Origin of the sequence: Pseudomonas sp. Pdm06 (assembly GCF_014851795.1) — a bacterium.
GTDB classification, from domain to species: Bacteria; Pseudomonadota; Gammaproteobacteria; order Pseudomonadales; family Pseudomonadaceae; genus Aquipseudomonas; species Aquipseudomonas fluorescens_AA.
Genome location: NZ_JACVAH010000001.1, coordinates 32,717 through 59,294, shown reverse-complemented (window position 1 = coordinate 59,294; position 26,578 = coordinate 32,717). Strand labels below are relative to the sequence as shown.

Genomic DNA, 26,578 nt, shown 5'->3' with positions numbered 1-26,578 from the left:
AAACGGAACGTTGCGAGGGCTATAGCAATACCCGTGCCGAAAAAAAACCGCCCAAGAATCAGGCGGTTGGAAAACAGGCGTCAATCATCCGCCTGTTCATCTCCTTCGCGACGGCTCATGCCGTACTTGCGCATCTTCTCCACCAGGGTGGTACGACGGATGCGCAGGCGTTCTGCCGCGCGGGCCACGATACCGTTGGCATCGTCCAGCGCCTGCTGGATCAGCCCTTGCTCCAGGCCTCCCAGGTAATCCTTGAGATCCAGGCCTTCGGGTGGCAGCAAGGCATTGGCGGTGAAGTCCGGCGTGTGACCGTTGATCGCCACCCGCTCTTCCAGGTCGCTGCGCAGGCTGTCGACCATCTGTTCGTCTTCGTCGTCGACGTAGCGGAACTTCTTTGGCAACTCGTTCACGCCGATCACCCCGTACGGGTGCATGATCGCCATGCGCTCCACCAGGTTGGCCAGTTCGCGGACGTTACCCGGCCAACCATGGCGACACAGGGACATGATCGCCGCCGAATTGAAGCGGATCGAACCGCGCTTTTCGTGCTCCATGCGCGAGATCAGTTCGTTCATCAGCAACGGGATGTCTTCGACGCGCTCACGCAGTGGCGCCATTTCGATCGGGAAAACATTGAGGCGGTAATAGAGGTCTTCGCGGAAACTGCCGACCTCGATCATGCTCTCGAGGTTCTTGTGCGTGGCCGCAATGATGCGCACATCGACGCTCTGGGTCTTGTTGCTGCCCACGCGTTCGAAGGTGCGCTCCTGCAGGACCCGCAACAGCTTGACCTGCATCGGCAGCGGCATGTCGCCGATCTCGTCGAGAAACAGCGTACCGCCGTTGGCCAGTTCGAAACGCCCGGCACGGCTGGTGATCGCGCCGGTGAAGGCGCCTTTCTCATGGCCAAACAGTTCACTTTCCAGCAACTCGGCCGGGATCGCGCCACAGTTGACTGGCACGAACGGCGCTTCGCGGCGCTTGGAGTGGTAATGCAGGTTGCGCGCGACCACTTCCTTGCCGGTGCCCGACTCGCCCAGGATCAGCACGCTGGCGTCGGTATCGGCGACCTGCTGCATCATCTGGCGCACGTGCTGGATCGCCCGGCTGGTGCCGACGAGGCTGCGGAACAGGTTGGGTTCGCGATGCCTGCCGCGCTCGCGAGCCTGATCGTACATCTCGCGATAAACCTGCGCGCGATGCAAGGAATCGAGCAGCTTGCTGTAGCTGGGCGGCATTTCGAGCGTGGAAAGTACCCGGCGGCGCTGGTCTTCAGGCAAGTCAAGGGAAGAATTTTCGCCCATTAACAAAACCGGAAGGAACTCATCCCAGGTCGAGAGTGTCTTTAGCAAGCCCAAAAGCGTTGCGGGAGCATTTACGGTCCCGATAAGGACACAGATGACTTCACGACTGGACGACAATGAGCCGACAGCCTGCTGCCAATCATGGCTTCCGCAGGGTAAATTTTCTTCGCCAAGAAAATTCAGGATCACCGCCAGGTCGCGGCGGCGAACGCTATCGTCATCGATCAGGAGAATTTTGGTTTCACGCCACATGCAATAGCAACTTCCCTAGTCAACCCAATGCCCGAAATTAGGGGGCAAGCTAGACGCTTGCAGACTTGTCATGCCTGTAGACGCCTTAAATCTGTAAACAGCTACTAGTTAAGTCAAAAAACCGTGCACAGTCAAATTTATGGCGCAACGGACTCGGATTAACTGAGCATTAACCGAACAGATGGTAAACCTTTGCGGCGTTCTGTGCTTGATGGATCTGTTGCATCTCGTCGACGATCGCCTGACGCTCTCCTGTGGCCGCCTCCAGCAATTGCCGGTACACCCCCAGTAGCTCCTCAAGGTTATTACGCAACGCTGCCTCATCCACCTCGGACTCGCTCAGGACGTCTTCCATGCAGGAACGGCAGGCCAGGTCCAATTGTCCGATGGCCTCCCAGTTGCGCTCAGCCAAGGCATCGACCAGGGCATCACGGGTGTGTTCGATTCGCTGCAGGACAAGACTCATGAGAGCACTCCTTAGAATTGCGGACCAGGTGCGGCAATGGCATCCCAGCCTTCCTTGACCGTACGAAGCAGATCGGCGACTTCATCGAGGATCTTCGGATCGGCCTTGATGTTGGCTTCAGCCAGACGTTTCATCATGTAAGCGTAAAGAGCATCCAATTCAGCGACCGACTCGGCCTGGTTTTCCAGGTCCAGGCCTTCACGCAAACCACCGACGATGCCGATGGCCTTGCTGATCAGGATGCCTCTGTTTGCAATATCCTTGCGCTCCATCGCGCCCTTGGCCTGGGCGATACGATCCAGCCCCCCTTCCATGAGCATCTGCACAAGACGATGGGGACTTGCTTCGGAGGTTTGCGCCTGGGCGCCAATCTTCTGGTATTGGCGAAGGGCTAACATCGGATTCATGTTCTACCTCATCAAAAAACTTCGGTTCGTATAAACAGCGTATCGACGCTGCGTCAAAAAACTTTAGACCGAAAAGCCGAAAGCCCGGAACGTTGTCAAAACGCTGCCGGGCTTTTTTGCATCGGTCGAAAATCAGCTGTTTTTCTGTTGCGCCGCCATTGCTTCAAACATCGAGGTGATATTGCTGGCAGTGGCCTTCAACTTGCCGACCAAGGCGTCCATGTCGTTGTACTTTTTGGTCAGCGTGGCGGTCAGGGTCACGACCCGGCGATCCAGGGCCTCCTGATCGTTCTTCAGGCGGGTCTGGGTCCTGGTCAGCGTCGTGCTCCGTTGATCGAGGATACCACCCGTCTGGCTGTAGGGTTCGATCGCCTTGCCCATGCGCTCCAGCAGGCCATTGGTGCCCGTGAACAACGTCTGGACTTCACCGCTGAGCTTCTTGTCGTTCATCGCCGCGCTGAACTTGGTGGTGTCGAAGTTCAATGCGCCCGTCTTCTGATCGGTGGTAATACCCAACTGGGCCAGCGACGTCAGCTTGTCGCCAGCGCCAGTTTCAGACAAAGGCGTTCGAATCGATGCCAGCAGCGCGCGAGGCAACGCATCACCAGTCAATTTTGCCGACACCGTCAGCTTCCCATCATCGTCGAGCGACGGCTTGGTCAGTGCGGTGACGCTATTGGCGATCGCGTTATAGGCATCGACGAATTTCTGGATCGAGGCTTTCAGGCCGTCGTTGTTCGGCGCCACCGTTAGGGTTGAAGTGCCGTCGCCTGCCACTCCGACCAAATTCAACGTCAATCCGGAAATCGCCGTGCTTACCGTATTGCTCTTGCTGGTCAGCACCATGCCATCGACAGAGAAATTGGCATCCAGGGCCAAAGCACCGATGGCACCCGCCGAGGTAGCCGTCAGCGGAGTATTGCCGGCACCTACGACATTCGTTCCATCGATCTCCAGCCCCGCGATGCCGCTCACCGAGATGTCGGAACCTGCACCGGTAGTGGTGGAACCCAGTACCAGGCGCGATCCGAACGAGTCGGTCACGATGTTGGCACTGACACCGGCGGCCTTGAGCGAAGTGTCGGCATTGATTGCGTCGCGAACCGACTGCAAGGTCGAACCATCTGGCACATTGAGGTTGTAGTTGACCCCCTTCTGCGCGATGGTCAGCGTACCAGTGGGGATGGCACTGGTCGTCCCCCCGGCAAAGGCCGCCGAGGTGACCTTGGACGCCGTGGCAAGGTTTGTGACCTTGATTGCGTAAGTGCCATTCACCGCCGAGTTGCCGGCGGTAGCCGTGACAACACCTGGAGCGGAGGATGTGGCAGCAAAACCCGAGAATTGCGGGGTCGTGGTGCTGGACAAGTCCTTCATGGCGGTCTTGAATGCCGCCAGCAACGACTTCAGGGTTCCCACCCCGGAGATACTGTCGTTAGTCTTCGTCGTCGCTCGGGTGATCTGACCTTGCTTGGCAGCCTTGTCGGAATCGACCAGTACCTTGACGATCGCGGTGGTATCAAGGCCAGAGCCTAGACCCAAGCCAGGTAGAATTGGACTTGCCATGTGGGACTCCCTTCAGTGTGTCGCCGGCCTTTTGACCTTTACAACGCCCAAAAGAACATAACAACAAAATTCGTGCCGGTTGTCAGGCTTCGGCGCTGAACAACAAGCTGTTTGCATCATTCAAACTGTTGGCCAGTTTCAGAACTTCTTCGTTCGGGATCTGGCGAATCACTTCACCGGAACCACTGGCAATTACTTTGACCACTACTTTGCCTGAAGGCTCATCAATAGAGAACTCCAGGTTGCGCTTGACCGACTGGACGAACTTCTCGATTTCCTGAACGGCCTTCTTGAGTTTGTCCTGCTCGGCGGCAGCGTCCTTAGGAGTTTCCTTGACCGGGGTCACGGTAGCAACTTCGGCTTGAGGCTTCTCCACGGGCTTGTCGGCCACTGTAGGTGCCGGCTTCGCCGCTGGATAAGACAAGTTCAGCTTCACGCTCATATCCATGTCCATCACCTCTTGAACGGAAAAAGCGAGAGAGCACGCAAGCGCACTCCCCCGCTAAAACTCATCCAGCTATTACTGAAGCAGCTTCAGTACAGCGGATGGCAGTTGGTTGGCCTGGGCCAGAACCGAGGTAGACGCTTGCTGCAGAGTCTGCTGCTTGGTCAGTTGTGCAGTTTCAGCAGCGAAGTCGGTATCTTGTACGCGACCCAGTGCAGCACTGGCGTTTTCGTTGATGTTTTGCAGGTTGGAGATGGTGCTGTTCAGACGGTTCTGGGCAGCACCGAGGTCGGCACGAGCACTGTTGATGGTGTCGATCGCGCTGGTGATTGCATCCATGGCGGCCGAGAAGTTGGTTTCCGAAGTAGCGCTGTCGGAACCAACGATGGTGATTGCCGAGTCAACACCCAGGGTGGCGGCGTCGAAGCTGGCGCTCAGAGTCAGGGTGATCTGGTTGTCAGAACCGTTTTCAGCACCGACCTGGAAGGTCATGGTGCTCGCGGTGCCGTCCATCAGGTTCTTGCCGTTCAGGTTGGTGCTGTTGGCGATACGGGTCAGTTCGTCGCTCATCTGCGAGAACTCTTTGTTCAGAGCGATACGGTCATCTGCGCTGTTGCTGTCGTTACGAGACTGGATGGCCAGTTCACGCATACGTTGCAGAATGTTGGTCTGCTCCTGCATCGCGCCTTCAGCGGTCTGCGCCATGGAGATACCGTCGTTGGCGTTTTTGATCGCCATGTTCTGACCGCGGATTTGCGAGGTCATACGGGTAGCGATCTGCAGGCCGGCGGCGTCGTCTTTGGCGCTGTTGATTTTCAGGCCGGAAGACAGGCGGGTCATCGAAGTGGACAGAGCATCGGAAGCCTTGTTCAGGTTCTTCTGAACGTTCAACGATGTGACGTTAGTGTTTACTGTTAAAGCCATGACGAATTCCTCGTTGGTTGGGTACTGCGGCTTCCGGCCCTGGCAACCGCCGGGTGTGGCCTAGAGAACCTTCGTAATAGTTATCGTCGGATTGGGAACTTGCTTGAGGGCTTTTTTCAAAAAATTTGCTAGCAGACTGCCACCCCTTGTGAAACAAGGGTTTAGCCATGGGGGAAGGCCCGAAAAATGGCGTCAATAAACCGCAGAACAATGTCGCGGGCAAAAAAAAGCGCCACAGGCCAACCTGAAGCGCTATTGGAAGAACGTGATTCGATCAATCGCGATACAGAATCGCCGAGCCCCACGACAGGCCCACACCGAAACCGCTGATCGCCACGCGCTTCCAGTCGGCATCCAGAACATGCTTTTCCAGCAGCAGCGGAATGCTCGACGACACGGTATTGCCGGTCTCGACCATGTCCTTGATGAATTTCTCAGGCTCACCCTCGAAACGCCGCGCGACGGCATCGACAATCGCCGCACTGCCCTGATGGATGCAGAATGCGTCGATGTCGCTGGCTTGCAATGAGGATTCGTCCAGCAATTCGTGCAAATGAGCCGGTACTTTCAGCAAGGCAAAGTTGAACACCTGACGACCGTTCATGAAAAACACCCCGTCGCTGACCTTCAGGTGTGGCGCGCCGGAACCATCGGTGCCGAACTTGGCCTTGCCCAACTGCCAGCTGGCGCCCTCGGCCATCCACGTGGCGGTGGCGGCATCGCCGAACAACATGGTGGTGTTGCGGTCTTCAGGGTCGACGATTTTCGAATACGGGTCGGCGGTCACCAGCAACCCGTTCTTCAACCCAGCGGCCTCCATGAAGCCTTTCAGGGCATAAATGCCGTATACATAGCCCGAGCAGCCCAGCGATATATCGAACGCCGCCACATGGGTCGGCAACCCGAGCTTGTCCTGCACGATGGCGGCCGTGTGCGGCAGCCCTTCTTCATCACCGTTCTGGGTGACAACGATCAACGCGTCGATGGATTCGCGCGAAAGCTGCGGGTTGTTGGCGAACAATGCATTCACTGCTTCGACACACAGGTCCGAGGTTTCCTGGTCAGCGTCTTTGCGCGGCAGGAACGCCGAACCAATCTTGCCAAGGATGAACTCTTCATCCTTCTCGAATTTGGCACCCTGAGCGTAGTTATCCACACCAGCGGTCGGCACATAACTCGCTATGCTTTTTATGCCAATCATCATGGCTTCCCGATCATGAACTGCGACTAGGTTCACCCCCGAAAGCTCAGGGGCGCGTCAAAAATGGTTGATTTCCAAGGGCGGACGCCTTATCAGGCGAACGAACAGGCCTCCACTCCGGGGAATACAATACAGTGAAGATGCACTTTATGACCTATGCGTCACGCTGTTTTGTCCTGAAGGGGCATTTTTTCATGACAAACGAAGCCGTGTCATTTCCCGCGACGGTATTGGGTACTGGACAGAAATCTTGAGGATGGCGGTGCAATTGGGCGAGAGCGCCGGCAGGTTTTACCTGCCAGCGTCGATGGCTCGCCTCGGAAGGCGGGGTTATACCAACAAGTCGGTCCAGGGTACGTTGCGCACCGGCCCCAGGGCGAAACCAGCGCCTTGCAGCGCCAGGTTAGCGTTATAGAACCGATCCTGAGCGAACACCGCGGACCACTTCTCACGCAGCGCCGCACGCGCCTGTGGCGTACTCGCCAGCACGCCGGACTGGATAACCTGCACATGCGGCGTCCATACCGTCAGGTAACCGGCCTGGCCGACCCTGAGGCACAGGTCCACATCACCCAAGGCATCGTCGAACAAATCGCTGTCTATGCCGTCAGCCGCTTCGAACAGTTGCTTGGAAATCATCAGGCAGGCAAACGACACCGCCGAACAGTTCTGCTCGACGACCAACCTGTTCATGTAGCCTCTGGCAGTCTTCGGCTCGCCCACGAATGCCGAGCCGACTGCGTCGTTCAAGCCCAGAATCAGGCCCGCCTGGGTGATACGTCCGTCGCGCTCGACCAGCTTGGCACCGACCACACCGACTTCCGGACGCAAGGCCTGGTTAAGCAGCGATTCGATCCAGTTGACGTTGACCACTTCACCGTCTGCCGCCAGCGTCACCAGATAGTCGCCCTTGGCCTCCTGGCTGGCAGCGTTGATCAATGAGCCCGTCGCCATACCTGGTTCGATATCCAACAAGCGAACACGACTTGCCTGGTGCCCCTGCCCCGGGAGCCAGGTACGCAGCACAGCATTGTCTGCCGCGGCGGCACAGAGCAATACCTCGTAGCGCTGATATCGCGTGCGCTGCAGGACGCTGAGCAGGCAGCGTTGTCGGGTCGTCAGGTCGCAGGCACCGTGGACAATGATCGACACCATGGGGCGCTCGGCAAAGCGGTAGTCGATTTTATGCGTGCCCGGCACGACCGCGCTCACATCGGCCTGATAACCGCGAACCGCCAGATGACGCAGCAACGTCTTGCGCTCATCGACGTTGTCTTCCACTGGAGGTGCCTGGCAAATCAGCAGCGGCTCATCCAGATGGGCAAGCCCCTCCAGGCCGTCCTGCTCGATAAGACGCAGCAGCAGGTCGAACTCCATCGCGTTCTTGAACTCGCGCGAATAACCGCCGAGTTTCACCAACGTCTCCCGGCGTACCAGCCAATGACGGGCCATCAACGCCGGGGCGCTTTGCAGCAAGTCGAGGTTGAACCCTGGCCGGAAGACATCGGCCAGGGTCCCGTCAGGCTGACGCTGGAACTCGTCCATTGCCACGGCCTGGCATTGCGGCGCGGCCAGCAATTCCACACCTGCGCGGAACAGCCCGCCGGGCGTCAATTCATCGCCGGCCTCGGCCATGACCATCCAATCGCAATCGCTCTGGCTGACAACCTGATTGATTTTGTCGATGTAATTGCTTTCGTTGACTTTGACGAAATGCAGGACTTGCTTTGGCGTCGTCTCGGCCGGCAGGTCGCCAGTGGTGAAAACAACAATCTTGAACGCCCGGCAATAGCCATTGAGCACACTATCGAAGGTGGCCTGCATCTTGAAAATGTCGGCCTCCAAATCCAGGATCAAAATGCCGAACGTAGGACCACCGTTGCGAGCAGCCAGGTACTCAGACACTTTCTGGGCTTGCTTGGCACTCGGTTCACGTGCTTCGAGCCAGCGCAGCAATTGACCGGAATGCATGGTGTCGAACAACCTGGCGGTATTTTCAAACGCCGCCGCCTTGAGCCGTTGGTCCCAGGCCTGGAGCATTTGCACGTAGCGCTTGTCACCTTTGGCCTGCATGACCTCCAGCAGTTGCTTCACCAGATCCTGGTTGAACGCATAGCTCAGGAAAGCCCTCGCCAGCTGTTCATCAAGCGGCTCGGCGCTGGTGTTGCGCTGGGGGCGAGACAGCTCCTTCTGCTTGAGCATGACGGCTTCCAGCTCTTTCAACTGCACCTGCCCGCTTGGCGCCGCATGCAGCAGGAATTCCAGCGAAGTGAGCACATCGAAAAAAGCCTGGTTGTAGAACGGCATCTCGACGTATTGGGTCGGTTCGAAACGACGGACCGGCTCGCCACGCCGCGAATCCCAGATCGACTCGAACAGTTTCCTGGTCTGTGGCACTGAACGCTCGTCCAGTTTCTTGACGATGACCTTGGCATAGTCCCGCACCGGGGCATCCGTACCGAAGGCACTGGCCAAGGCCGTGGCAAAACGCTCCTGCTCAGCGACCGCACGCAAGTCCACGGAGCCTGGCGCCGTGGCAAGCAGGCTCTGTGGCTTCGCCACGCGGCTACGTTCATGCAGGCCATAAGGAATGTCCAGCAAGCGAACCCTGGCATCCGCCACCACCCCATAGCAATGGCCGGCCTCCTGCAACCGCGAATCAAAACCGGCAGGCAACGCAGCGTAACTGCGCCGCAGGGTTTCAGTGCGCGTGAGGGCATTCACCAGGGACGGGCAATCCTCGGCAAACACGGCCAGCCGGGCTTCGGCCGATGGGCCGGAATAATCCTCACAGCCCTTGCGATCGAGCAAGTAATAGTCGACACGATCGGCATGGGCCTCGAACGCCAGGCTGTAGCCTTGGCAGGCACTGTAGTCAGCGTGCGCTTCCAGGAAATTCAACGCCTGTTCCAGCGCCGGCGGCAGCAGGAAAGTCTCGGCTTCGGCTATCGCCAGGTAAGGCGTGGCGACGCGCTCGACGGCCTGGCGAACCTTGTCGCCGAAACCAATGGCCGTGGGCGCGTGCAGGTATTGCACACCGGGGAACGCTGCCGTGATATCAGCGTCGACCAGGCTCGACGAGTCGATCACTAGTACGGCGAACGAACTGTCGCGGTAGTGGCGCAACGCCCGCCGCAGGGCAGTCGACTGGTCGTGAGCAAGCAGCACCAGGGTAAACCGTTCATTCAACGGCGCAGTCGATCCTGTTGGGACATTGCTTTGCATATTCATTCCTTAACAAGTGGGGTGACCGCATCAGCGATACCGGGAGTTTCGTGAGTTGAAACTCTCAATCCGGTAGCCAACCATTGGCCCAGTACTGCAGGTTATCGCCGCGCAAGATAAAGTCGCGCAGCACCACTTCACGTAATTCGTCGCCCATCCGGTAGCTGGCAATCGGATCCGCCAGGTGCATACGGATTGCCTCCAGCCATTCTTCGGTGCTGTTGGTGAGGACCCGGGTACAAGGCAGGTGCCCCCGGTAAGCCTCGGTATCCGAGCAAATGACCGGATAGCCGCACGCACCGTATTCCAGCAGGCGAAGGTTGCTCTTGCAGTCGTTGAAGATATGGAACTCCAACGGCGCCAAGGCCAGGTCGAGGTTCAGGCTGGCAAGCTTCGCCGGATAAGCCGCCAGGCTCACGCCCGGATGAAACTCATGGATATAAGGTTTGAGCAAATCGGGGCACATGCCAAAGAACACCCATTCGACTTCGTCGGCCAATTCCCGCACGACATCGGCAATCAGCTCCAGGTCGCCACGATGGCTGGTGCCGCCGCCCCAGCCGATACGCGGCTTGCTGGAGGTTGCACGCTGGCTTCTGAGCTGGTTCCACAGGCCGGCAGCAAGCATGTTCGGTACCACGCGGATATCGTGATGCATGCTCGACAAAGCATCCGCCAACGGATGAGTGGACACTACCACCCGATCACACAGGCCGATCCCCTGGCGCAGCAAGTCCTCGAGGTTGTCCGGCATATTGCGGCGGTGTTCGTTTTTTTCCGGGACCCTGGCGATGTAGTCATCCAATTCGTAGATGCGCATGGCGTTGGAGTAAGTCTTGACTTGAGCGATGTCCTTGAACTTACCCACGTTATAGCGACCCTGAAGGATGATCACATCCGGTGACTGGCGCTCGATGTCGATGATCGAGGGCGTATCGTAGGCAACACGCCCCACGATTCGCCCAGCCGCTTCCAGTTCGAATAACGGCTGGCTGACCCGGTAGTGCCCCACCGCCGAGGTATTGACCGCCAGCCCCAGGATCGAAGGGACGTTGCGGGTGATCAGCGGATTCCAGCCGGTGCGTGGCCCGGGCTCGAGACTGAAGCTTTTCCCGGTCAGGGTCAGGTTACGGTTGTAGGCAGGATCGTTGGCGATCCTGGGCAGCCAGCGCTGATAGAACGCCTCTTGTTCGAGTTCCAGCCGCTGCTTCCACGAAGGATCGCGACTGGCTTCCACACCGGACACCAGCACGACATCACTGTAAGGCGTGGTGACGATCAGGTAGCCGTTTTTTCCGACCTGCAGGCATAGCTCCAGAGCGTTGATGCGCTGCGTCGTGATCGACTCATCGAACCCACCGGCTTCTTCCAGAACCTGCTTGCGCACCAACAGGCAGTGATCGCCGACAGCGCTCCAGTTCTGCACCGTCTGCAAGCGTTGCATATAGCCGCCAGACGTTACCGACTCGTTGACGAAGGCCCTGCCCGCCAACCCACCCAGCCCCATGATCATGCCGGAGTCGATGACCCGGCCTTGCTGGTTGAGTGTGCGAGGCCCCACGATACCGACCTCGGGACGTTGCCCATGATTGAGCAACTCATCCAGCCAGGCGGCTTCCAGCACGATGCAATTGGGGTTGAGCAACAACAGGTATTCGCCACGAGCATGCTGCACGGCGAAGTTGCGGATCACCGCTTCGCTGCCGCTTTCCGGGTGCAGGAATATTCGCAACTTTTCACTGCCCAGCTCGGCCATGGCCCGCAGCCAATGCTGCAGCTCGGCGTTTTCACTGGCGTTATCGACAATGATGATTTCGTAATGCGGATACGCGGTCGTGCTGATCAGGCTGTTGACGCAACGCTCCAGCGTGCCCAGGTCATCCTTGATGCTGATGACGATCGACACCAGGGGTCGCTCGTCGAACAGGTATTCGATGCGCGGGACCAACGCCAGGAGCGGTCCTGGGTGAAGCCGGTAAGGCACGCCGATACGCTGTAGATGAGCTTCGATCAGCCGGGCGTTTTGCTCGATGACTTCCGGCAACGACAGCCATTGGGCAAACGAAAACGTCGACTCGACCTGGACTTCAGGAATGTGACCAATGACCTGTGGCCCGTCCGTCTCCACCAGCCGCCAGATCAAGTCATGGGGTGCCAACTCGCCCAGGCTCGAATCGAATCCACCCGAGGCCAGGAATCGGGCACGCTCGAAAGCCAGTGTCCGACCGACATAGGGGTAACCGCGCATCAGGTCGAGATTGAAGTCGGGTTTGAAGATCGGCTCCACCGACTTGTCATCCACCAGCGCACCTTCATCGCTGTAGAGACAGGCAGCAACCGGCGAGCTGACAATCCGATCGGCCATGATCAGCAGCGCAGACTCCGTCAAGCGATCGCCGGCACGCAGCAGGTAGAACCAGTCGGCGCCGTCCAGTTGAGGCAACAGCCCATTGAGCTGCTGCGCCCAGTCCGCTTGCAGGCCAAGGCGCAGGACATGGTTGTCCACGGCCTGGCGCCCATTGGACAGCAACAGCACCGATTCGCAGGCATAGGCTTGGGCAGCGATACTCTGCAGGGTAATACCCAGCGCATAAGGATCGTCCTGCTCATCGATGATGACGGGAACGATCATCGGCCGATAGGCCCAGCGGGCAATCTGTCGGGACAAGACTTGCTTGCGCAATGGACTGAAACGTCGACATGTCAGCCACTGCGCATAGAGGTCTGCGTAGCTTTCGATGTCCGTACCGACTTGCGAGCCGATGACGCCCTGGCGAGTCGCAATGACTGAATAGACGTTGATTTCTTCCCACTCGTGCGCCCCTGGCTCCTTGGGCTGCCCCAGCGACTGGTAACGCACCCAGCCACTGGCTGGCGCCGGCTCGCCGCTGCGCTGGGCCAGCATTTCCTTGAGCCAGGTCAGCTCCACCGTGGCCGCTTCAAGCATCTTGGCCTGACGCGCCAGGCGCTCCGGGTGCAACCGCTGGCCGCTTCCCTCGGCATAAAGCTGGACCATATTGCCGCGGCGCAACAGGCAGATGAACAAGGCAAAATCGAGGACAGCCTCGAAGCCTTCACCGGGCCGCGCCAACGCTGGCAGCAAGGCCTCGACATCTGTGCGGCGCATCAATGCGCCACTCAAACCACCGAGGATATTACGGGTGGTCTTTTCAAAATACGCCAGCATGTCGTTGCCGTTGAACAACGCATCGAACTGCGTGATGCCCGTATTTTCAACGCGGATCGGCAAGGCATAGTTGTCGGCATCGATTAAATGATGCTTGTTGATCACCAGCGATACTTGAGGATGCTCCTGCAAGATGGCCGCCTGTTGGCTGACGCAGAACGCCAGCAACTGGTCGTCATCGCACAGGAACTTGATGAACTCGCCCCGGGACTCTTCAAGGCAACGCAACAGATTCTGCTGGAACCCCAGTCGGGTCGGGTTGCGCAGGTAACGCACCGCAACAGTGGAGCCCATGCCAACTTCCTGGACAATCTGCTCGATGCCATCGGTGCGGCAGTCGTCGCAGATGACAATCTCCAGGTTCTCGTAGGTCTGCTCGAGCGCGCTTTGCAAGGCGAGGCGGAAAAAGCGTGGGTGGTACGCGGGGATGGCAATGCTGACAAGAGGAGCTGATTTCACACGCTTGGCTCTCAACCGGTGGGCGTCAACTCAGGCGAGAGCAGGACGTCCTGAATCTTATAAGGAACGAGTCAGGGACCGCTTATAGCGTCACGGTCCCTGCCCTGGATCAGATTTTGTTGAACAATCCCAATTGCGTGATTTTGCTGAACGCCAACTGCGACGCCTGCAGCATAGTCTGCTGCAAGGTCAGGCGCGTCATCACTTCGGCCGGGTCGGAATCACGAATCGCCGACTGGGTCTGCGAGTTGGCGAGGACAAAGCTCTGATTGGTATCGCTCTGGGTATCGAGCGACTGGCCACGACCACCGACCGAACTCAATGCACTGGTCAAGTGGTCAGTGCCGCTGGCCAGGTTACCGATAGCCGAAGCCAGTGACGCATTCAGTTTCTGGATGGCGATGTTGTCGCCATCGGCCGGCGTGTTCAAAGCCGTCCGCAACTGGTTCACGGTGTCCAGGACGTTCTGCGTCTCGTGGGTATTGACCGCGATGTTGAACTGATCGTTGGCGGCCGGGGCACCATTGAGGGTGAAACTCACACCGGATGCGGTGGCGACGTTACCCGCCAGGGTGCCGCTGGACACCGGTTTGCTGTCAGCGGTCAGTGGCGCGGCGTACAGATCGAAATCCGTGGCACTGGTGAACTTCAGCACCGCAGCTCCCGTCGGGAAGCTGGCGTGGTAGGCCGTCGGATCGGTGATTGCGCTACCGGTGACCTGGGTCGCGGTGGCGTTGCCCGGGCCACGGGCCGGAGTGAACGTATCGGGTTTGGCGGCCAGGGTGAACGTGTGGCCGGGCAAGACCGTGCCTGCAACGTCACCCGCATGAAGGTTGACGTTCAAGGTCAAGTCGACACCGCGAAAGCTCACCGTCTGCCCGATCTGGTTACTAGGCTCGATGACCCCGCCCTTGCTGGCTTCGGCGGTCACATCGTTACCACCCGAGTCGGTGATTTTCAATTGGGTGCCGCTGACGAATTCCACTGTGTACGGCTCGCCACTGCGGAACTGGCTGTTGTAGGTCACGCTGGACGACACTTGGCCGTTGGTCAGTACCACGCGACCATCATCCACCGCCGGCGCAGTCATGGTGACTTGGGTGCGACTGGTGTTGACAGCCTGTTGGAACACTTCCCAGCCGGTGCTGTTGGTGGCCATCGACATGGTGTCGCCAATCGGCAGATCCAGGGTCACCTGGTCGCCGTTGTAGCTGTAGGTGCCATCGCCGTTGCGGGTGAACGGTACGACATCGCCCTTGGAACCGGAAAAGATGTATTTGCCGTTTTCATCCTTGGTGTTCATCAGGCTCAGCAACTGATCCTCGATCGACCCCAATTCCGAGGCAACCGCTTTACGGTCCGCGTCGGTGTAGGCGGCGTTACCGGCACTGACGGCCAATTCCTTGGCGCGCTGCAGCACGTTGCCGATGCTGGTCATGACCGCTTCGGTCGTGCCCAGGGTCGCCTTGATGGTGGTGACGTTGGTTTCGTATTGGGAAAGCATCGAAGCCTGGTTGCCCAGTTGCAGCAAGCGCGAGGCGCCCACCGGATCATCCGCGGCGGTGTTCACGCGCACCAGGCTGCTGGCTTCCTCGCTGGTCTTGACCACCTTGGCGAAGTTTTTCTGGTAGTTCGCAGCCGTGCTTTCGTAGAACTGAGAGGTGGAAATGCGCATGGGCTACGGCTCCTTAAAGGCTGTTGATCAATGTGCTGAAGATTTGCTGCGCCGCCTTGATGATCTGCGAAGACGCGGTGTAGTACTGCTGGAACTTGACCAGGTTGCCGGTTTCTTCATCCAGGTCCACGCCCGACAGCGAATCGCGAGCGGTCTTGGCGTTGTCCAGGATCGCCCCAGTGGCGGCGCTGTCGAGCTTGCCCTGGGCGGCCTTGGCGCCGACGCCTTCCACCAGCTTGCCGTAGGCATCGTTCAGGGAAATACCCTTGCTGGCCGAACCGGTGTCGACGGTCTTGGCGGTCTGCAAACCGGCCAGGACAGTACCGTTACGGTTGTCCAGGCTGCCGGCCTGGCTGAGGCTGACATTGATCGAGGCGCCGTTGGATGGAGCACCGGCAATGGACATGTCGAACGTGACGGTGCGTTGTACCGGCGGCACGGACGAATCCATGATCGGGTTGCCACTGGCGTCCTTGAGCGGAACACTCAGGTTCAAGGTGTTGCTTTCGCCGGGCTTGATCGTGCCATTGCTGATCTGGACACCTTTGGCATCGAGCAATTGATAAGCCTGGCTGGTGCCATCGGCAGACGTCGCGCCGAACACCACCTTGACCGGCATGGAGTTCTTGATGCCGTTCTGGATAATGGTCGTGGTGGCTGCGTCGTAGATGTCCAGCTTGGTGGTCATGCTCGGCTGGCCGCTGGCCGGGATGGTCAGCGTGCCGCTGCCCCCTGGCACGATGGCGGCGCCCAACGGCGCGGCAATCGCCAGCCGCTTGGAGTCGGTCATCTCGGTCTTGATGTTGGTCGCCGCGTTGCGGGTCGGCGTGAGCTTGAACGAGTCGCCGGCGACGGCGGTGCCGTTGGCGAACGTCATCGAAAAACCGTCGATCACCGGCGGTGGCGTGGTCGCAGTGTTGAACGCGCCCATCGAGGTACCGTCCGGCAGGCGCTGGACGGTGTAGTCCGTGCCGCTGGTGAACGTCACCTTGTAGTCGTTGGTGGTCAGCTTGCCGGAGTCTTTGATGGCGATGTTGAAGTTGCCGGAGCCGGCGCTGTTGTTCAACGACGCAACGCTGCGCTGGCTGATCTGCGCGGCGCTGTTGATGTTAGTGAACAGGTTGGAGCCAAAGGCCCCGTTCATGTCGATGCCCGAGGCCTGGACGCTGTTCATCTGGTCGGCGACCACCAGGGCCACGCGCCCCAGCTCGTTCATGGCCGGGTCGAGTACGGTACTGCGGTAGCGCATCAGGCCACCGATCTCGCCGCCGGTGAGCACCGAGGTCAGGTCCATGGAGCTGGAACCGCTGTTGAGCTGGATGCCCATGCGCCCCGGATCGTTCTTGTCCGGCACCGCTTCCAGGGTATTGACGATGTTGCCCATTACCAACGGCTGACCGGAGCCCAGGTAGATGTCCAGGCTGCTGCCGTTCTCGACAACCTGCGTGCCGGTGAAGGTCGACAGCTGGCGAATGGTTTCGCTGCGGGCATCGAGCAAGTCGTTGGGGGCGCCGCCGGCGTTGGAAACTTCGGCGATTTTCTTGTTCAACTGCGCAACGGTGGCCGCCAGGTTATTGACCTGGTCGACCATGTTCGACAGGTTGCCATTGATGTTCTGGCTCTGCTCCGTCAACTGGTTGGAAATCGAATTGAAACGGTTGCTCAAGGCCTGGGCATCGCTGAGCAGCAACTGCCGGGATGCATCGTCACCCGGCTTGGCATTGACGTTCTGCACCGAGGCGAAAAACTTGGTCAGTGCGCCGTTGAGGCCGGTGCCGCTGTCCGACAGCAGCGAGTCGAGCGGAGTGATCTGCCCTTGGTAGGCCGCCGCGTCACTGTTGAGCGACGTGGTGGTTTTCAGTTGTGCTTCAAGGAAGGCGTTGTACACCCGGCGCACATCGGCCAGGGTCGTGCCGGAACCAATGAACACGTTGCCGTACTGGTTCGAGGCCTTGGTGGTCTGCACGGTCTGCTGACGCGAATACCCTGCGGTATCGACGTTGGCAATGTTGTTACCCGTGGTCACCAAGGCAGTCTGGCTTGCTGACAGACCCGACATCCCTATATTGAGCAAACTCATGGTTCAGACCTTATAAAGTCGTGGTGGCGCCTGCAGAAGCGTAGTTTTGGTAACTCGTCATCTGCCGGGCTATGTTCGAAATCTTGCTGGCGTAGTGCGGGTCGGTGGCGTAACCGGCCTTCTGCAACTCGCGTACAAACTGTTCGGGGTTATCGGCCGACTTCAGCACATCTTGATAGCGACTGTTGCTTTGCAGCAGGTTGACCAAGTCATGGAAACTGTCCCGATACGAGGCGTAGGAACGGAACTCGGCCGTCTCCTTGACCATCGCGCCATTGCGGAATTCGCTGGTGATCGCCCGTGCCGAATCACCCTTCCAGTTGGCGCTGGCCTTGATGCCGAACAGGTTGTGACTGCTGCTGCCATCGGGCTGGCGCATCACCGACTTGCCCCAACCGGTTTCCAGGGCGGCCTGGGCCACCAGGTAGCGTGGATCGACACCGATGCGGTCGGCGGCTTCCTTGGCCATTGGCAGCATGGCGTTGACGAATTCATCGGCATCGCGGAAGGCCTTGCGCGCCGGTGCCAGCGGTGGCTGGGCCACGGCACGACCATAGACCTGCATGTCCCCTTTCGACTCGGAAGCCTTGAGCGCGGCCAGCCAGTCGCCATTGGCCAGTTCGCCGGTGGCCGGCTTGACGGCGGCGATGGCGCGATCCGGCAGCAGGTTCTGCGCAGGGACATCGGCATTGGCCGAGGCCGAAGGCACCAGCCCGGCGAGCAGACGGTCGGCCAGTTTCGGCGGCAGGGCCAGGCGACGCTGGTTGAGCAATTCCATGTCGTTGCGGTGGACGCCCTCGGCACCTTGCGGCGCACTCACGGCCCGCGAAGCCCACAACGGACGCTGGCCACTGGTACGCGACAACGGACCGTCGGTGGGCAAGGTCCCGGCCGCCACCGGCGTCGGGACCGGCGCCTTGGCGACCTTGTCCAGGGCCTCTTGCTGCTTGGCCGCCGACAACGTCGCCGCCTCACCGGGCGCCAGTGGCTTGTTCTTCGACATCTGGCGCAGCAGCACATCGGCCAGGCCGATACCGCCACCCTCGCGGGACATGGAAACGGCCAACTGCTGGTCGTACATTTCCTGGTATTGCTTGGCTTCCGGCGTGTTCATCGGGTTGTCCTTGCCCAAGGCCTCGGTGGCCGAACGCATGGACTTGAGCATTTCACCGAGGAACAGCGATTCGAACTCCTGCGCCACTTTACGCAGGTTGCCGTCGCTGTTCTTGTCGCCGACCTTGAGCTGGTTCAGGCGATTCAAGTCCGAGTAGGAACCTGAATCTCCGCTGATCAAAGCGCCCTTGCGCATATCCATGACTCGCCCCTCAAATCACGATCAGGTCGGCTTGCAACGCGCCGGCCTGTTTCAAGGCTTCGAGAATGGCCATCAAGTCGCCCGGCGCCGCGCCGACCTGGTTCACCGCCCGGACGATTTCATCCAGGGTCGTACCCGGGCCGAACTTGAACATCGGCTTGGCTTCCTGTTCGGCATTGACCCGCGAACGCGGGACCACGGCGGTCTGACCGTTGGACAATGGGCCCGGCTGGCTGACGATCGGGTCTTCGGTGATGGTCACGGTCAGGCTGCCGTGGGTCACGGCGGCCGGAGAAACCTTGACGTTCTGGCCGATCACGATGGTGCCGGTGCGCGAATTGATGATGACTTTCGCCACCGCCTGGCCTGGATCGACCTCGAGGTTCTCCAGGATCGACAGATAGTCGACCCGCTGACTCGGATCCAGCGGCGCGGTGACACGGATCGACCCACCGTCGATGGCCTGGGCCACGCCTGGGCCAAGCATGTCGTTGATCTTGTCGACGATACGCTTGGCGGTGGTGAAGTCGGAACGGTTGAGGTTCAGCGTCAGGCTGTTGCCCTGGTTGAAACCGCTCGGTACCGCACGTTCCACCGACGCACCGCCGGGGATGCGGCCGGCCGACGGAACGTTGACGGTGATCTTCGAACCGTCGCGACCCTCGGCATCGAAACCGCCCACCACCAGGTTGCCCTGGGCGATGGCGTAGACGTTGCCGTCGATACCCTTGAGCGGCGTCAGCAGCAACGTACCGCCACGCAGGCTCTTGGAGTTACCGATGGACGAAACGGTGATATCCACTTGCTGACCGGGCTTGGCGAACGCCGGCAGATCGGCACTGATCGACACCGCCGCAACGTTCTTCAACTGCACGTTGCCAGAGCCGGCCGGCACCTTGATGCCGAACTGCGACAACATGTTGTTGAAGGTCTGCAGGGTGAACGGGGTCTGGGTGGTCTGGTCACCGGTGCCGTTCAGGCCCACGACCAGGCCGTAGCCGATCAACTGGTTGGAGCGCACACCGGAAATGCTGGCGATGTCCTTCAAACGCTCGGCCTGAGCGGTAAAGGCCGCGGACATCACCAAGGCACCGATCAACAGCTGCTTAAGATTCAACTGGGCCACCTAGAAAGGGAACTTCGGGCTGAGGAAGAAACGGTCGAACCAGCCTGGCTGACTCGCATCGGCAAAGGCACCGGTGCCCGAATAGGTGATGCGCGCATCGGCCACACGGGTGGACGAAACGGTGTTGTCGGTGGCGATGTCGTCGGCGCGAACCATGCCGGCGATGCGCACCAGTTCGTCACCGGTGTTGAGGGTCAGCCACTTCTCGCCGCGCACGACAATGATGCCGTTGGGCAGTACATCGGCGACGGTCACGGTAATCGAGCCGGTCAGGCTGTTGCTCTGGCCGGACTTGCTGTCGCCCTTGGTGGCACGGTCAGCGTTGTACCCGGCGTTCAGGCTCAGGTCGCCGCCACCGACCGGGTTGTTGGTGGTCAGGCTGGAGCCGAACAACGAGGTCAAGCCGACGCTGGTCTCGCTGGTCTTGTCGATCTGCGAGTTGGCGTTCTTGCTGGCCTGGGTCCGCTCGTTCAGGGTGATGGTGATGATGTCCCCCACCCGGAAGGCCTTGCGGTCGCTGTACAGGTTCTGCTCGAAGCCGGCCTGGTAGATCGAACCATTGTTGGCGGCAGCCGGCAACGGCGTACGCGGCAACACCGGAGCGTAATACGGGTCATTGGGCCTGGGTGTCGGCGCGACACAGCCCGCGAGTGCGGTGATGCCACTCAGTGCCAGAACAGATACGAAGCGTTTCATGACCCTACCTCTTGGTGTTGCAGGCGACCCTGGGGCCGCCCTGTCTACGTAATGACGGGCGTTGTGACGATTACAGATTCTGCGTAACGAACGAGAGCATCTGGTCGGCGGTGGAGATCACCTTGGAGTTCATCTCGTAGGCACGCTGGGTGGTGATCATGTTGACCATCTCCTCGACGGTGCTCACGTTGGACGTTTCCAGGGTGTTCTGCAGCGTGGTGCCGAAACCGTTCAGGCCCGGGGTGCCGACTTGCGGCGCGCCACTGGCAGCGGTTTCCAGGAACAGGTTGTTGCCCACCGCTTGCAGGCCGGCCGGGTTGATGAAGTCGGCGGTCTGCAGGTTGCCGATCACCTGGGCGGCCGGGTTGCCCGCCACGGTGATGGACACGGTGCCGTCACGGCCCACGGTGAAAGTCTGGGCATCGTTCGGAATGATGATCGCCGGCTCCAGGGCGAAACCGCTGGCGTTGACGATCTGGCCGTTGGAGTCGAGGTGGAACGTACCGTCACGGGTGTAGGACGTGGTGCCGTCCGGCTGCAGAATCTGGAAGAAACCGCGACCGTCGATGGCCATGTCCAGCGGCTGCTCGGTGGTCTGCAGGCTGCCGGCGTTGAAGTTCTTCTGGGTGCCGACAATGCGTACACCCGTACCCACTTGCAGGCCCGACGGCAATTCGCTGTCTTGGGTCGACTGGGCGCCAGGCTGGCGTTTTACCTGATACAGCAGGTCCTGGAACTCGGCGCGATCACGTTTGAAACCCGTGGTCGAAACGTTCGCCAGGTTGTTGGAAATGGTCGTCAGGTTGGTGTCCTGGGCGGACAGACCTGTTTTGGCAACCCATAGAGCCGGAAGCATTCGATTCTCCTCGTACGCCTGTTTTTCGGCGCGACGCTTTAATTAATGGTTAGATCTGCAAGACCCGAGCCATGGCCTCGTCGCCTTCTTTGGCGGTGTTCATCATCTTCACGTGAAGCTCGAACTGCTTGGCCAGGGCCAGCACCGAAGTCATTTCATCCACGGCGTTGACGTTGCTCGCCTCCTGAAAACCCGACACCAACTGCACGTTGGCATCGATGGGCGCCGGCTGGCCGTCCTTGGTACGGATCGAGCCGTCCAGGCCCTTGGTCATGTTCTTGAGGTCCGGGTTGACCAGCTTGATGCGGTCCACTTCAGCCATCACCCGCGGGCCTTCACCCATGGCGCGAATGCTGATGGTGCCGTCCTGGCCGATTTCGATTTTCTGTTCCGGCGGCACGGCGATCGGACCGCCGTTGCCCATCACCGGCATGCCGTTGCCGGCCCGCAGTACGCCCAGGGCATCGACATTGAGACTGCCGGTGCGCACGTAGCTTTCACCGCCGTCAGGGTTCTGCACGGCCATCCAGCCCGGCCCGCTCACCGCAACGTCGAGGTCACGACCGGTTTCCACCAGCGCACCTGGGGTGAAATCCGTGGCAGGACGCTCGGACAGGGCAAAGGCCCGCGCCGGAAAGCTGTCGCCGAACACCGGCATCGAGCGCGCCTGCTCCAGGTCTTTCTGAAAGCCATTGGTGGAGATGTTCGCCAGGTTGTTGGCATGGGCCCGCTGCGCCAGTGCGTTCTGGCTGGCGCCGGTCATTGCCACATAAAGGTACTTGTCCACTGTCGTTCCTCTGCATGCCGGACGTTTGCCGCCCACTGCTGTGTTGCACAGCCTCAAGCAATTTGCAGACCAACTTTTTTCTGGCGGGCCCAGGCCCGGGAAACAAAGGGCTCTGGGGATTCAGAGGGCACCGTTCAGTTGAGTCGAAGTCGAAAAACCGGCGGTGTTATGCCGCTAAGTGGCAAGGGCTGCCAAAGCACCGCCGAGCACATCGACCACCCGGTCTTGTTGATCCTTGGAGAGACCGAGCCACATCGGCAAACGCAACAGCCGCTCGGAATAACCATCGGTGATCTCCATTGAGCCATGCACACGCCCATAGCGCGCTCCACCGGGGGATGAATGCAGCGGCACGTAATGGAACACCGCATAGATGGCATGGCTCTTGAGCGCCTCGAGAACAACCTGGCGCTCCATACCAGGGGCCAGGAGCACGTAGTACATGTGCGCATTGTGCTGGCAATTTTCAGGAACGATCGGACGACGCAGCAACCCTTGCCGCTCAAGCCCCGCCAAAGCGGCATGGTAATGCTCCCAGATCGCCAGGCGGCGCTGGGTGATGGCTTGCGCCTCTTCCAACTGGGCCCAAAGGAAGGCCGCAGTCATTTCTCCAGGCAGAAACGAGGAGCCCACCTCTTGCCAGGTGTACTTGTCCACCTCGCCCCTGAAGAATCGACTGCGATCGGTTCCTTTTTCCCGGATGATCTCGGCTCGCAGCGCCATTGCCGGGTCATTGGCCAGCAAAGCGCCGCCCTCCCCCGAGATCACGTTCTTGGTTTCGTGAAAACTGAAGGCCCCAAGGTCCCCGATGCTGCCCAAGGCCCGGTCCTTGTAGGTAGACATCACCCCTTGCGCGGCGTCTTCGACCACCGCCAGCCCATGCTTACGTGCAATGGCCACGATAGTGTCCATCTCGCAGGCCACGCCGGCGTAATGGACGGGCACGATGGCCTTGGTCCGTGACGTGATCGCCGCCTCGATCAGGCGCTCGTCCAGGTTCAAGGTGTCAGGACGTATATCGACGAAAACCGGCACCGCGCCACGCAACACAAAGGCGTTGGCCGTGGACACGAAGGTATAGGAAGGCAGGATGACTTCGTCGCCGGGCTGGATGTCCAGCAGCAAGGCCGCCATTTCCAGCGCAGCGGTACAGGAGTGGGTGAGCAATGCCTTGCTGCAACCCGTGTGGGACTCCAGCCAGCGGTGACACTGCTTGGTGAACGGACCATCACCGGCGAGCATGTTGCCGAACTTGGCCTGGGCAATGTAATCCAGTTCCTTGCCGGTCATGTAGGGGCGGTTGAAGAGTATCGTTTCTTGGCTCATTGCAAACTTCCCAGGGTGGGCATGGTCATGGGTGACGCACAGCACAAAACTTCAAACCGCACTGATCCGCCCACCTATCTGACTGCCGATATCAAGATTTTCATAGAAGTACGGGGTGAACCCGGCCTTCTTCATTGCCTGTTGGGTTTCACTTCTATCGTATTCAACCCGATGCAGGTTGAAGACCTCGCCATCCCAGGTCGCGAAACCCGCCCGGGGATCACCATCACGTGGCTGGCCGACTGAACCGGGGTTGCAATAGGCCTTGCCTTCACCACTCCACAGGTACTGGACATGGGTATGGCCTGACGCGAAATACCGGCCAGGCAACGGGGCGAAATACGCCTGCGAGGGTCGTACGTATTCATCCAACGGATCGTTCCAGCCGCCATGGACAATGCTCAACTCATCCTGGGTCGAGCGCTCCGGAAGTGATCCCAGCCAGGCCAGGTTCTGCGAAGTGATGACGCCCTGTTGATAGTCCAGGCAGGCATTGGCGCTATTGGAACGAGGGCAGCGCTCATTCCTGGCCAGGTACCAATCATGGTTGCCCATCACGGAGAAGATGTTTCGCTCGCGCAGGGCCTCGCAACACTCATTGACTTGGCTGTAATAACCGGCCGTGTCGCCCAGGCAGATAATCCGCGACACACCCAGCCCATCAAGTTTGGCAAGCACTGTTCGAAGGGCGCTGTAATTGCCATGTACGTCAGAAATGATCCCGATCATAGACAATGAAATCCTCTATAAAACGAACAGCGAAACCACTGCGAAGGGTCGGCGGGGCCGGTGTCTTGCCGTCGAGATAATAGTCCAGGCACATCGCCGCCTCGTTGTAGCCAAATGCGCGACGTATCGAACTGGTCGAGGAGATTCGCGGATTGATCTCAAGCAGGCTCCATTCGCCATCGGAGCCCCGCCGGAACTGCAAGTTGGTCGGCCCGACCGGTTTGAAGGCGCGGCACAGCCTGGTGACCGTCTCGTCCAGCGAATCATCCTGATACACCCAGGCCTTGGCGGTAGACCCGTCCGAGGCCAACTTGCGCTGGAAGGCGATGATCGGACCGGTGTCGCCACCGCCATCACCGAACGCCGCCACGGTGAATTCGTCGGCCGCGCTGCCAATGATGGGCTGCGCCATGAGGTAATCACCGAGCAGGGCCGCGTGAGGCGTAAAGTCGCGTTCCTCGCGAACCCAGACCAGCCCTTTGGAAGCATAGCTTCGGCGCGGCTTGAGCAGAAACGGCAGGCCCAAGGTCGCCTTGAGCACGTGAAAATCCCCCGACAGCAGGCTGGGAATACGGCTGGCATCCCCCAGCGCCACCAGCGCCTGGTCCATTGCCCATTTGTCCTTGGAAAGATCGATCAATTGCTGGTTGTTGAGCACGACCTGACAATCGAATGTCGCCAACAACGCTCGGTTGTCCGACAGCCAATGGACGTCCTGTTCGATCCCGGGAATCAGCAGATCGACCTCGTGCCTGGCCAGGGTGTCATTCAGCCACTGGCCGTACCCCGGGTCGGCGGTCAAAGAGGCCTGCACGAATACATCGCTCCAGCCCCGACCGACAGCATCGTCGTAGATATCGGTGCCGACGAGCCGAACAGAAGGGTCGGCAGCGCGCAGCGACTTGAGCAGGCCGTAGCCCATGATGGCCCCTACACCCGTCACCATGACGGTCTTCATGACAGGCGCTCCCGGTGCGCTCTCATCAGCCCAAAGCCCCGGCGGACATCTATTTGCGGGACGAAACCTATTCGCTCGTACAACTCATGCCCGCAGTCGAAGGGGGGCAGATCGGGAATATCGTTTTTTTCTGGCAGGAAGCGGACATCCAGCGGCTTGCCAAATGCCTCGAACGCAGCCTGGGCAATCTCGGAAAGACGAGGGCTTTCGGGATGACCGCAGTTGTACAAACCAGTAACACCCTGCTCTGCCAGCCGTGCGCAGACCTCGGCAAGGTCACTCAGATGCAGGTAGTTGCGCCTGGCGTCGTTGCTGCCATACAGCTCGACGGTTCGCCCCGCCTGCGCCTTGTCGGCGATGGCGTACAACAGCGGTTGGTGAGGCCTGCACTGCTCGCCGTCGTCGTAGACCTGACTGATGCGCAGCACGCTCAATGCCATGCCGCGCTCTTGGCAATACAGGCTCGCCACTTCCTCGGCATGGCGCTTGGACAGCGAGTAGATGCCGAAGTAGGGATCTGTCGCCTGGTCACAGGCCGAACGCGACGACAACAGAATGAAATGACGCGCCCCGCATTGTTCAGCCAGGCGGCAGGCAACCAATGTACCGACACTGTTGACCCGTTCGGCGCGAACCAGGTCATCCGGCTCACGGCCGCCAAAATCGGCAGCGGCCAGCACGACGATGTCGAAGCGCTCGTCGATAGCAACGGCCACCGGGCCGCTCAAGTCAAAGGTGATATCGGCCTCCCTGCGCCCCGCCAACTTGACCTGGCCATAGCGCGACAGCGCCTGGGCGACGGCCTTGCCAATGACCGAAGTACTTCCGATTACCAGGCTTTTCATGGCTGGGGGACTGTCGCTTCGAGCATCAGCGCGCAACTGAGCTCTGGGTAATCGATACCTACGGTGCACATGGCCTGGACGATGTCTGCACCCAAGTTCAATTCCTTCAATTGTCCGGTGGTGAATGGCTTGAGGAACACGCCTTCCTTACGCACCACCTGGAACCCGGCGGCTTCCAGCTCAGCGGTCAGGGTCTGGACCGAGTAGCTGCGCACATGGCCCAGTTCCAGATCACCGCGTCCCAGCGCCATCATGTCGTCAAGCAGTCCGGCAGCATGACCGAACCGCCGATGCAGAGACTCGCCATTGGGAACCAGCACGAAGCAACGTCCACCCGGCGCAAGAAAGCGCTTGAACCTTTGCAGTACGGTCTGTGGATCTTCGACATGCTCCAGGACAAACCCCATCACGATGAGATCGAAGCGCTTGTCGGTGTCGAATGTCTCGAAGTAACTTTCGACGATCTCGGCCGTGCTATCCGGGTACTGGGCCTTGAACTGGGCGATCACCGAGGCAGAACCATCGATGACCGTGTGCCCACTGAAGAACTGCGAGAAGCGGTGGGTGCTGAAACCATGGCCCACACCGAGCTCCAGCAGGCTTTGCGCCTGGGTGCATAGCGCCATGATGCGCTGGGGATACCAATTGAGAATGATGTTGTTGTCATACGCATAGCCAAAGCTGTCGCTGTAGGCTGCGATGAAGGTATCCAGATCGCTACTCATGTCACATGCACTCCGCTGGGCGGCCAA

The 26,578-nt window shown here is 59.7% G+C and carries 21 protein-coding genes; all 21 read right to left on the bottom strand.

What is annotated here, in order from left to right; all coding sequences use genetic code 11:
• Window positions 1–80: 80 nt before the first annotated feature.
• The 21 genes from IB266_RS00215 to IB266_RS00115 all read right to left on the bottom strand — a co-directional run bounded on the left by IB266_RS00215 (window position 81) and on the right by IB266_RS00115 (window position 26,551).
• A complete protein-coding gene (locus IB266_RS00215; protein WP_003199076.1) occupies window positions 81–1,556 on the bottom strand; it encodes a sigma-54 dependent transcriptional regulator in 1,476 nt (491 codons plus the stop codon).
• Window positions 1,557–1,725: 169 nt separating this feature from the next.
• The gene (locus IB266_RS00210; protein WP_072408529.1) at window positions 1,726–2,022 is read right to left on the bottom strand and encodes a flagellar protein FliT; all 297 of its coding nucleotides are present in this window, start codon (window positions 2,020–2,022) and stop codon (window positions 1,726–1,728) included.
• An 11-nt stretch (window positions 2,023–2,033) separates the two neighbouring features.
• Window positions 2,034–2,429 (bottom strand): flagellar export chaperone FliS, encoded by a 396-nt coding sequence (gene fliS / locus IB266_RS00205; RefSeq protein ID WP_053178499.1) that lies wholly within the window; start codon window positions 2,427–2,429, stop codon window positions 2,034–2,036.
• 132 nt (window positions 2,430–2,561) lie between these two features.
• Window positions 2,562–3,992 (bottom strand): flagellar filament capping protein FliD, encoded by a 1,431-nt coding sequence (gene fliD, locus IB266_RS00200; protein ID WP_192259444.1) that lies wholly within the window; start codon window positions 3,990–3,992, stop codon window positions 2,562–2,564.
• A gap of 82 nt (window positions 3,993–4,074) precedes the next feature.
• On the bottom strand, window positions 4,075–4,440 hold the full coding sequence (locus IB266_RS00195; protein ID WP_192259442.1) for a flagellar protein FlaG: 366 nt from the start codon (window positions 4,438–4,440) through the stop codon (window positions 4,075–4,077).
• 72 nt (window positions 4,441–4,512) lie between these two features.
• On the bottom strand, window positions 4,513–5,361 hold the full coding sequence (locus IB266_RS00190; protein WP_053178496.1) for a flagellin domain-containing protein: 849 nt from the start codon (window positions 5,359–5,361) through the stop codon (window positions 4,513–4,515).
• A gap of 274 nt (window positions 5,362–5,635) precedes the next feature.
• Complete coding sequence (locus tag IB266_RS00185; RefSeq protein WP_027912745.1) at window positions 5,636–6,562, bottom strand: ketoacyl-ACP synthase III; 927 nt, start codon at window positions 6,560–6,562, stop codon at window positions 5,636–5,638.
• Between the two features lie 330 nt (window positions 6,563–6,892).
• Complete coding sequence (locus IB266_RS00180) at window positions 6,893–9,787, bottom strand: TIGR00180 family glycosyltransferase (RefSeq protein WP_192259440.1); 2,895 nt, start codon at window positions 9,785–9,787, stop codon at window positions 6,893–6,895.
• A gap of 64 nt (window positions 9,788–9,851) precedes the next feature.
• Window positions 9,852–13,433: a glycosyltransferase gene (locus tag IB266_RS00175; RefSeq protein ID WP_192259438.1), complete on the bottom strand. Its 3,582-nt coding sequence runs from the start codon at window positions 13,431–13,433 to the stop codon at window positions 9,852–9,854.
• Window positions 13,434–13,542: 109 nt separating this feature from the next.
• Window positions 13,543–15,108: a flagellar hook-associated protein 3 gene (locus tag IB266_RS00170; protein WP_192259436.1), complete on the bottom strand. Its 1,566-nt coding sequence runs from the start codon at window positions 15,106–15,108 to the stop codon at window positions 13,543–13,545.
• Window positions 15,109–15,121: 13 nt separating this feature from the next.
• On the bottom strand, window positions 15,122–17,188 hold the full coding sequence (gene flgK, locus IB266_RS00165; RefSeq protein WP_192259434.1) for a flagellar hook-associated protein FlgK: 2,067 nt from the start codon (window positions 17,186–17,188) through the stop codon (window positions 15,122–15,124).
• A 10-nt stretch (window positions 17,189–17,198) separates the two neighbouring features.
• On the bottom strand, window positions 17,199–18,503 hold the full coding sequence (gene flgJ / locus IB266_RS00160) for a flagellar assembly peptidoglycan hydrolase FlgJ (protein ID WP_192259432.1): 1,305 nt from the start codon (window positions 18,501–18,503) through the stop codon (window positions 17,199–17,201).
• A gap of 10 nt (window positions 18,504–18,513) precedes the next feature.
• Window positions 18,514–19,584, bottom strand: coding sequence for a flagellar basal body P-ring protein FlgI (locus IB266_RS00155; protein WP_161798353.1), 1,071 nt, complete (start codon window positions 19,582–19,584; stop codon window positions 18,514–18,516).
• Window positions 19,585–19,629: 45 nt separating this feature from the next.
• Window positions 19,630–20,325 carry a flagellar basal body L-ring protein FlgH gene (flgH, locus tag IB266_RS00150; RefSeq protein ID WP_060738659.1) on the bottom strand — a complete coding sequence of 232 codons (696 nt, stop codon included), beginning with the start codon at window positions 20,323–20,325 and terminating at the stop codon, window positions 19,630–19,632.
• Between the two features lie 70 nt (window positions 20,326–20,395).
• Complete coding sequence (gene flgG / locus IB266_RS00145; RefSeq protein ID WP_053146447.1) at window positions 20,396–21,181, bottom strand: flagellar basal-body rod protein FlgG; 786 nt, start codon at window positions 21,179–21,181, stop codon at window positions 20,396–20,398.
• Between the two features lie 49 nt (window positions 21,182–21,230).
• Window positions 21,231–21,968 carry a flagellar basal body rod protein FlgF gene (locus IB266_RS00140; RefSeq protein WP_060738660.1) on the bottom strand — a complete coding sequence of 246 codons (738 nt, stop codon included), beginning with the start codon at window positions 21,966–21,968 and terminating at the stop codon, window positions 21,231–21,233.
• 174 nt (window positions 21,969–22,142) lie between these two features.
• Window positions 22,143–23,294, bottom strand: a complete 1,152-nt coding sequence (gene rffA, locus IB266_RS00135; protein ID WP_192259430.1) for a dTDP-4-amino-4,6-dideoxygalactose transaminase — start codon at window positions 23,292–23,294, stop codon at window positions 22,143–22,145.
• Window positions 23,295–23,345: 51 nt separating this feature from the next.
• On the bottom strand, window positions 23,346–24,023 hold the full coding sequence (locus tag IB266_RS00130) for a metallophosphoesterase family protein (protein WP_192259427.1): 678 nt from the start codon (window positions 24,021–24,023) through the stop codon (window positions 23,346–23,348).
• Window positions 24,004–24,981 (bottom strand): ATP-grasp domain-containing protein, encoded by a 978-nt coding sequence (locus tag IB266_RS00125; protein WP_192259425.1) that lies wholly within the window; start codon window positions 24,979–24,981, stop codon window positions 24,004–24,006. Before IB266_RS00125 ends, IB266_RS00130 begins: the two co-directional genes overlap by 20 nt.
• Window positions 24,978–25,826, bottom strand: a complete 849-nt coding sequence (locus IB266_RS00120; protein ID WP_192259423.1) for an NAD-dependent epimerase/dehydratase family protein — start codon at window positions 25,824–25,826, stop codon at window positions 24,978–24,980. The genes IB266_RS00125 and IB266_RS00120 overlap by 4 nt, the downstream gene beginning before the upstream one ends.
• Window positions 25,823–26,551 carry a class I SAM-dependent methyltransferase gene (locus IB266_RS00115; RefSeq protein ID WP_192259421.1) on the bottom strand — a complete coding sequence of 243 codons (729 nt, stop codon included), beginning with the start codon at window positions 26,549–26,551 and terminating at the stop codon, window positions 25,823–25,825. The genes IB266_RS00120 and IB266_RS00115 overlap by 4 nt, the downstream gene beginning before the upstream one ends.
• Window positions 26,552–26,578 lie beyond the last annotated feature (27 nt).

Bases quoted from the DNA above. Each gene is read 5' to 3' on its own strand.
- IB266_RS00215 (WP_003199076.1), bottom strand. From the start codon at position 1,556: ATGTGGCGTGAAACCAAAATTCTCCTGATCGATGACGATAGCGTTCGC.
- IB266_RS00190 (WP_053178496.1), bottom strand. From the start codon at position 5,361: ATGGCTTTAACAGTAAACACTAACGTCACATCGTTGAACGTTCAGAAG.
- fliD (WP_192259444.1), bottom strand. From the start codon at position 3,992: ATGGCAAGTCCAATTCTACCTGGCTTGGGTCTAGGCTCTGGCCTTGAT.
- flgH (WP_060738659.1), bottom strand. From the start codon at position 20,325: ATGAAACGCTTCGTATCTGTTCTGGCACTGAGTGGCATCACCGCACTC.
- rffA (WP_192259430.1), bottom strand. From the start codon at position 23,294: ATGAGCCAAGAAACGATACTCTTCAACCGCCCCTACATGACCGGCAAG.
- flgK (WP_192259434.1), bottom strand. From the start codon at position 17,188: ATGAGTTTGCTCAATATAGGGATGTCGGGTCTGTCAGCAAGCCAGACT.
- IB266_RS00155 (WP_161798353.1), bottom strand. From the start codon at position 19,584: ATGTCCGCGGCCTTTACCGCTCAGGCCGAGCGTTTGAAGGACATCGCC.
- IB266_RS00210 (WP_072408529.1), bottom strand. From the start codon at position 2,022: ATGAGTCTTGTCCTGCAGCGAATCGAACACACCCGTGATGCCCTGGTC.
- IB266_RS00170 (WP_192259436.1), bottom strand. From the start codon at position 15,108: ATGCGCATTTCCACCTCTCAGTTCTACGAAAGCACGGCTGCGAACTAC.
- flgJ (WP_192259432.1), bottom strand. From the start codon at position 18,503: ATGGATATGCGCAAGGGCGCTTTGATCAGCGGAGATTCAGGTTCCTAC.
- IB266_RS00185 (WP_027912745.1), bottom strand. From the start codon at position 6,562: ATGATTGGCATAAAAAGCATAGCGAGTTATGTGCCGACCGCTGGTGTG.
- flgG (WP_053146447.1), bottom strand. From the start codon at position 21,181: ATGCTTCCGGCTCTATGGGTTGCCAAAACAGGTCTGTCCGCCCAGGAC.
- IB266_RS00180 (WP_192259440.1), bottom strand. From the start codon at position 9,787: ATGCAAAGCAATGTCCCAACAGGATCGACTGCGCCGTTGAATGAACGG.
- IB266_RS00195 (WP_192259442.1), bottom strand. From the start codon at position 4,440: ATGGATATGAGCGTGAAGCTGAACTTGTCTTATCCAGCGGCGAAGCCG.
- IB266_RS00125 (WP_192259425.1), bottom strand. From the start codon at position 24,981: ATGAAGACCGTCATGGTGACGGGTGTAGGGGCCATCATGGGCTACGGC.
- IB266_RS00120 (WP_192259423.1), bottom strand. From the start codon at position 25,826: ATGAAAAGCCTGGTAATCGGAAGTACTTCGGTCATTGGCAAGGCCGTC.
- IB266_RS00115 (WP_192259421.1), bottom strand. From the start codon at position 26,551: ATGAGTAGCGATCTGGATACCTTCATCGCAGCCTACAGCGACAGCTTT.
- fliS (WP_053178499.1), bottom strand. From the start codon at position 2,429: ATGAATCCGATGTTAGCCCTTCGCCAATACCAGAAGATTGGCGCCCAG.
- IB266_RS00130 (WP_192259427.1), bottom strand. From the start codon at position 24,023: ATGATCGGGATCATTTCTGACGTACATGGCAATTACAGCGCCCTTCGA.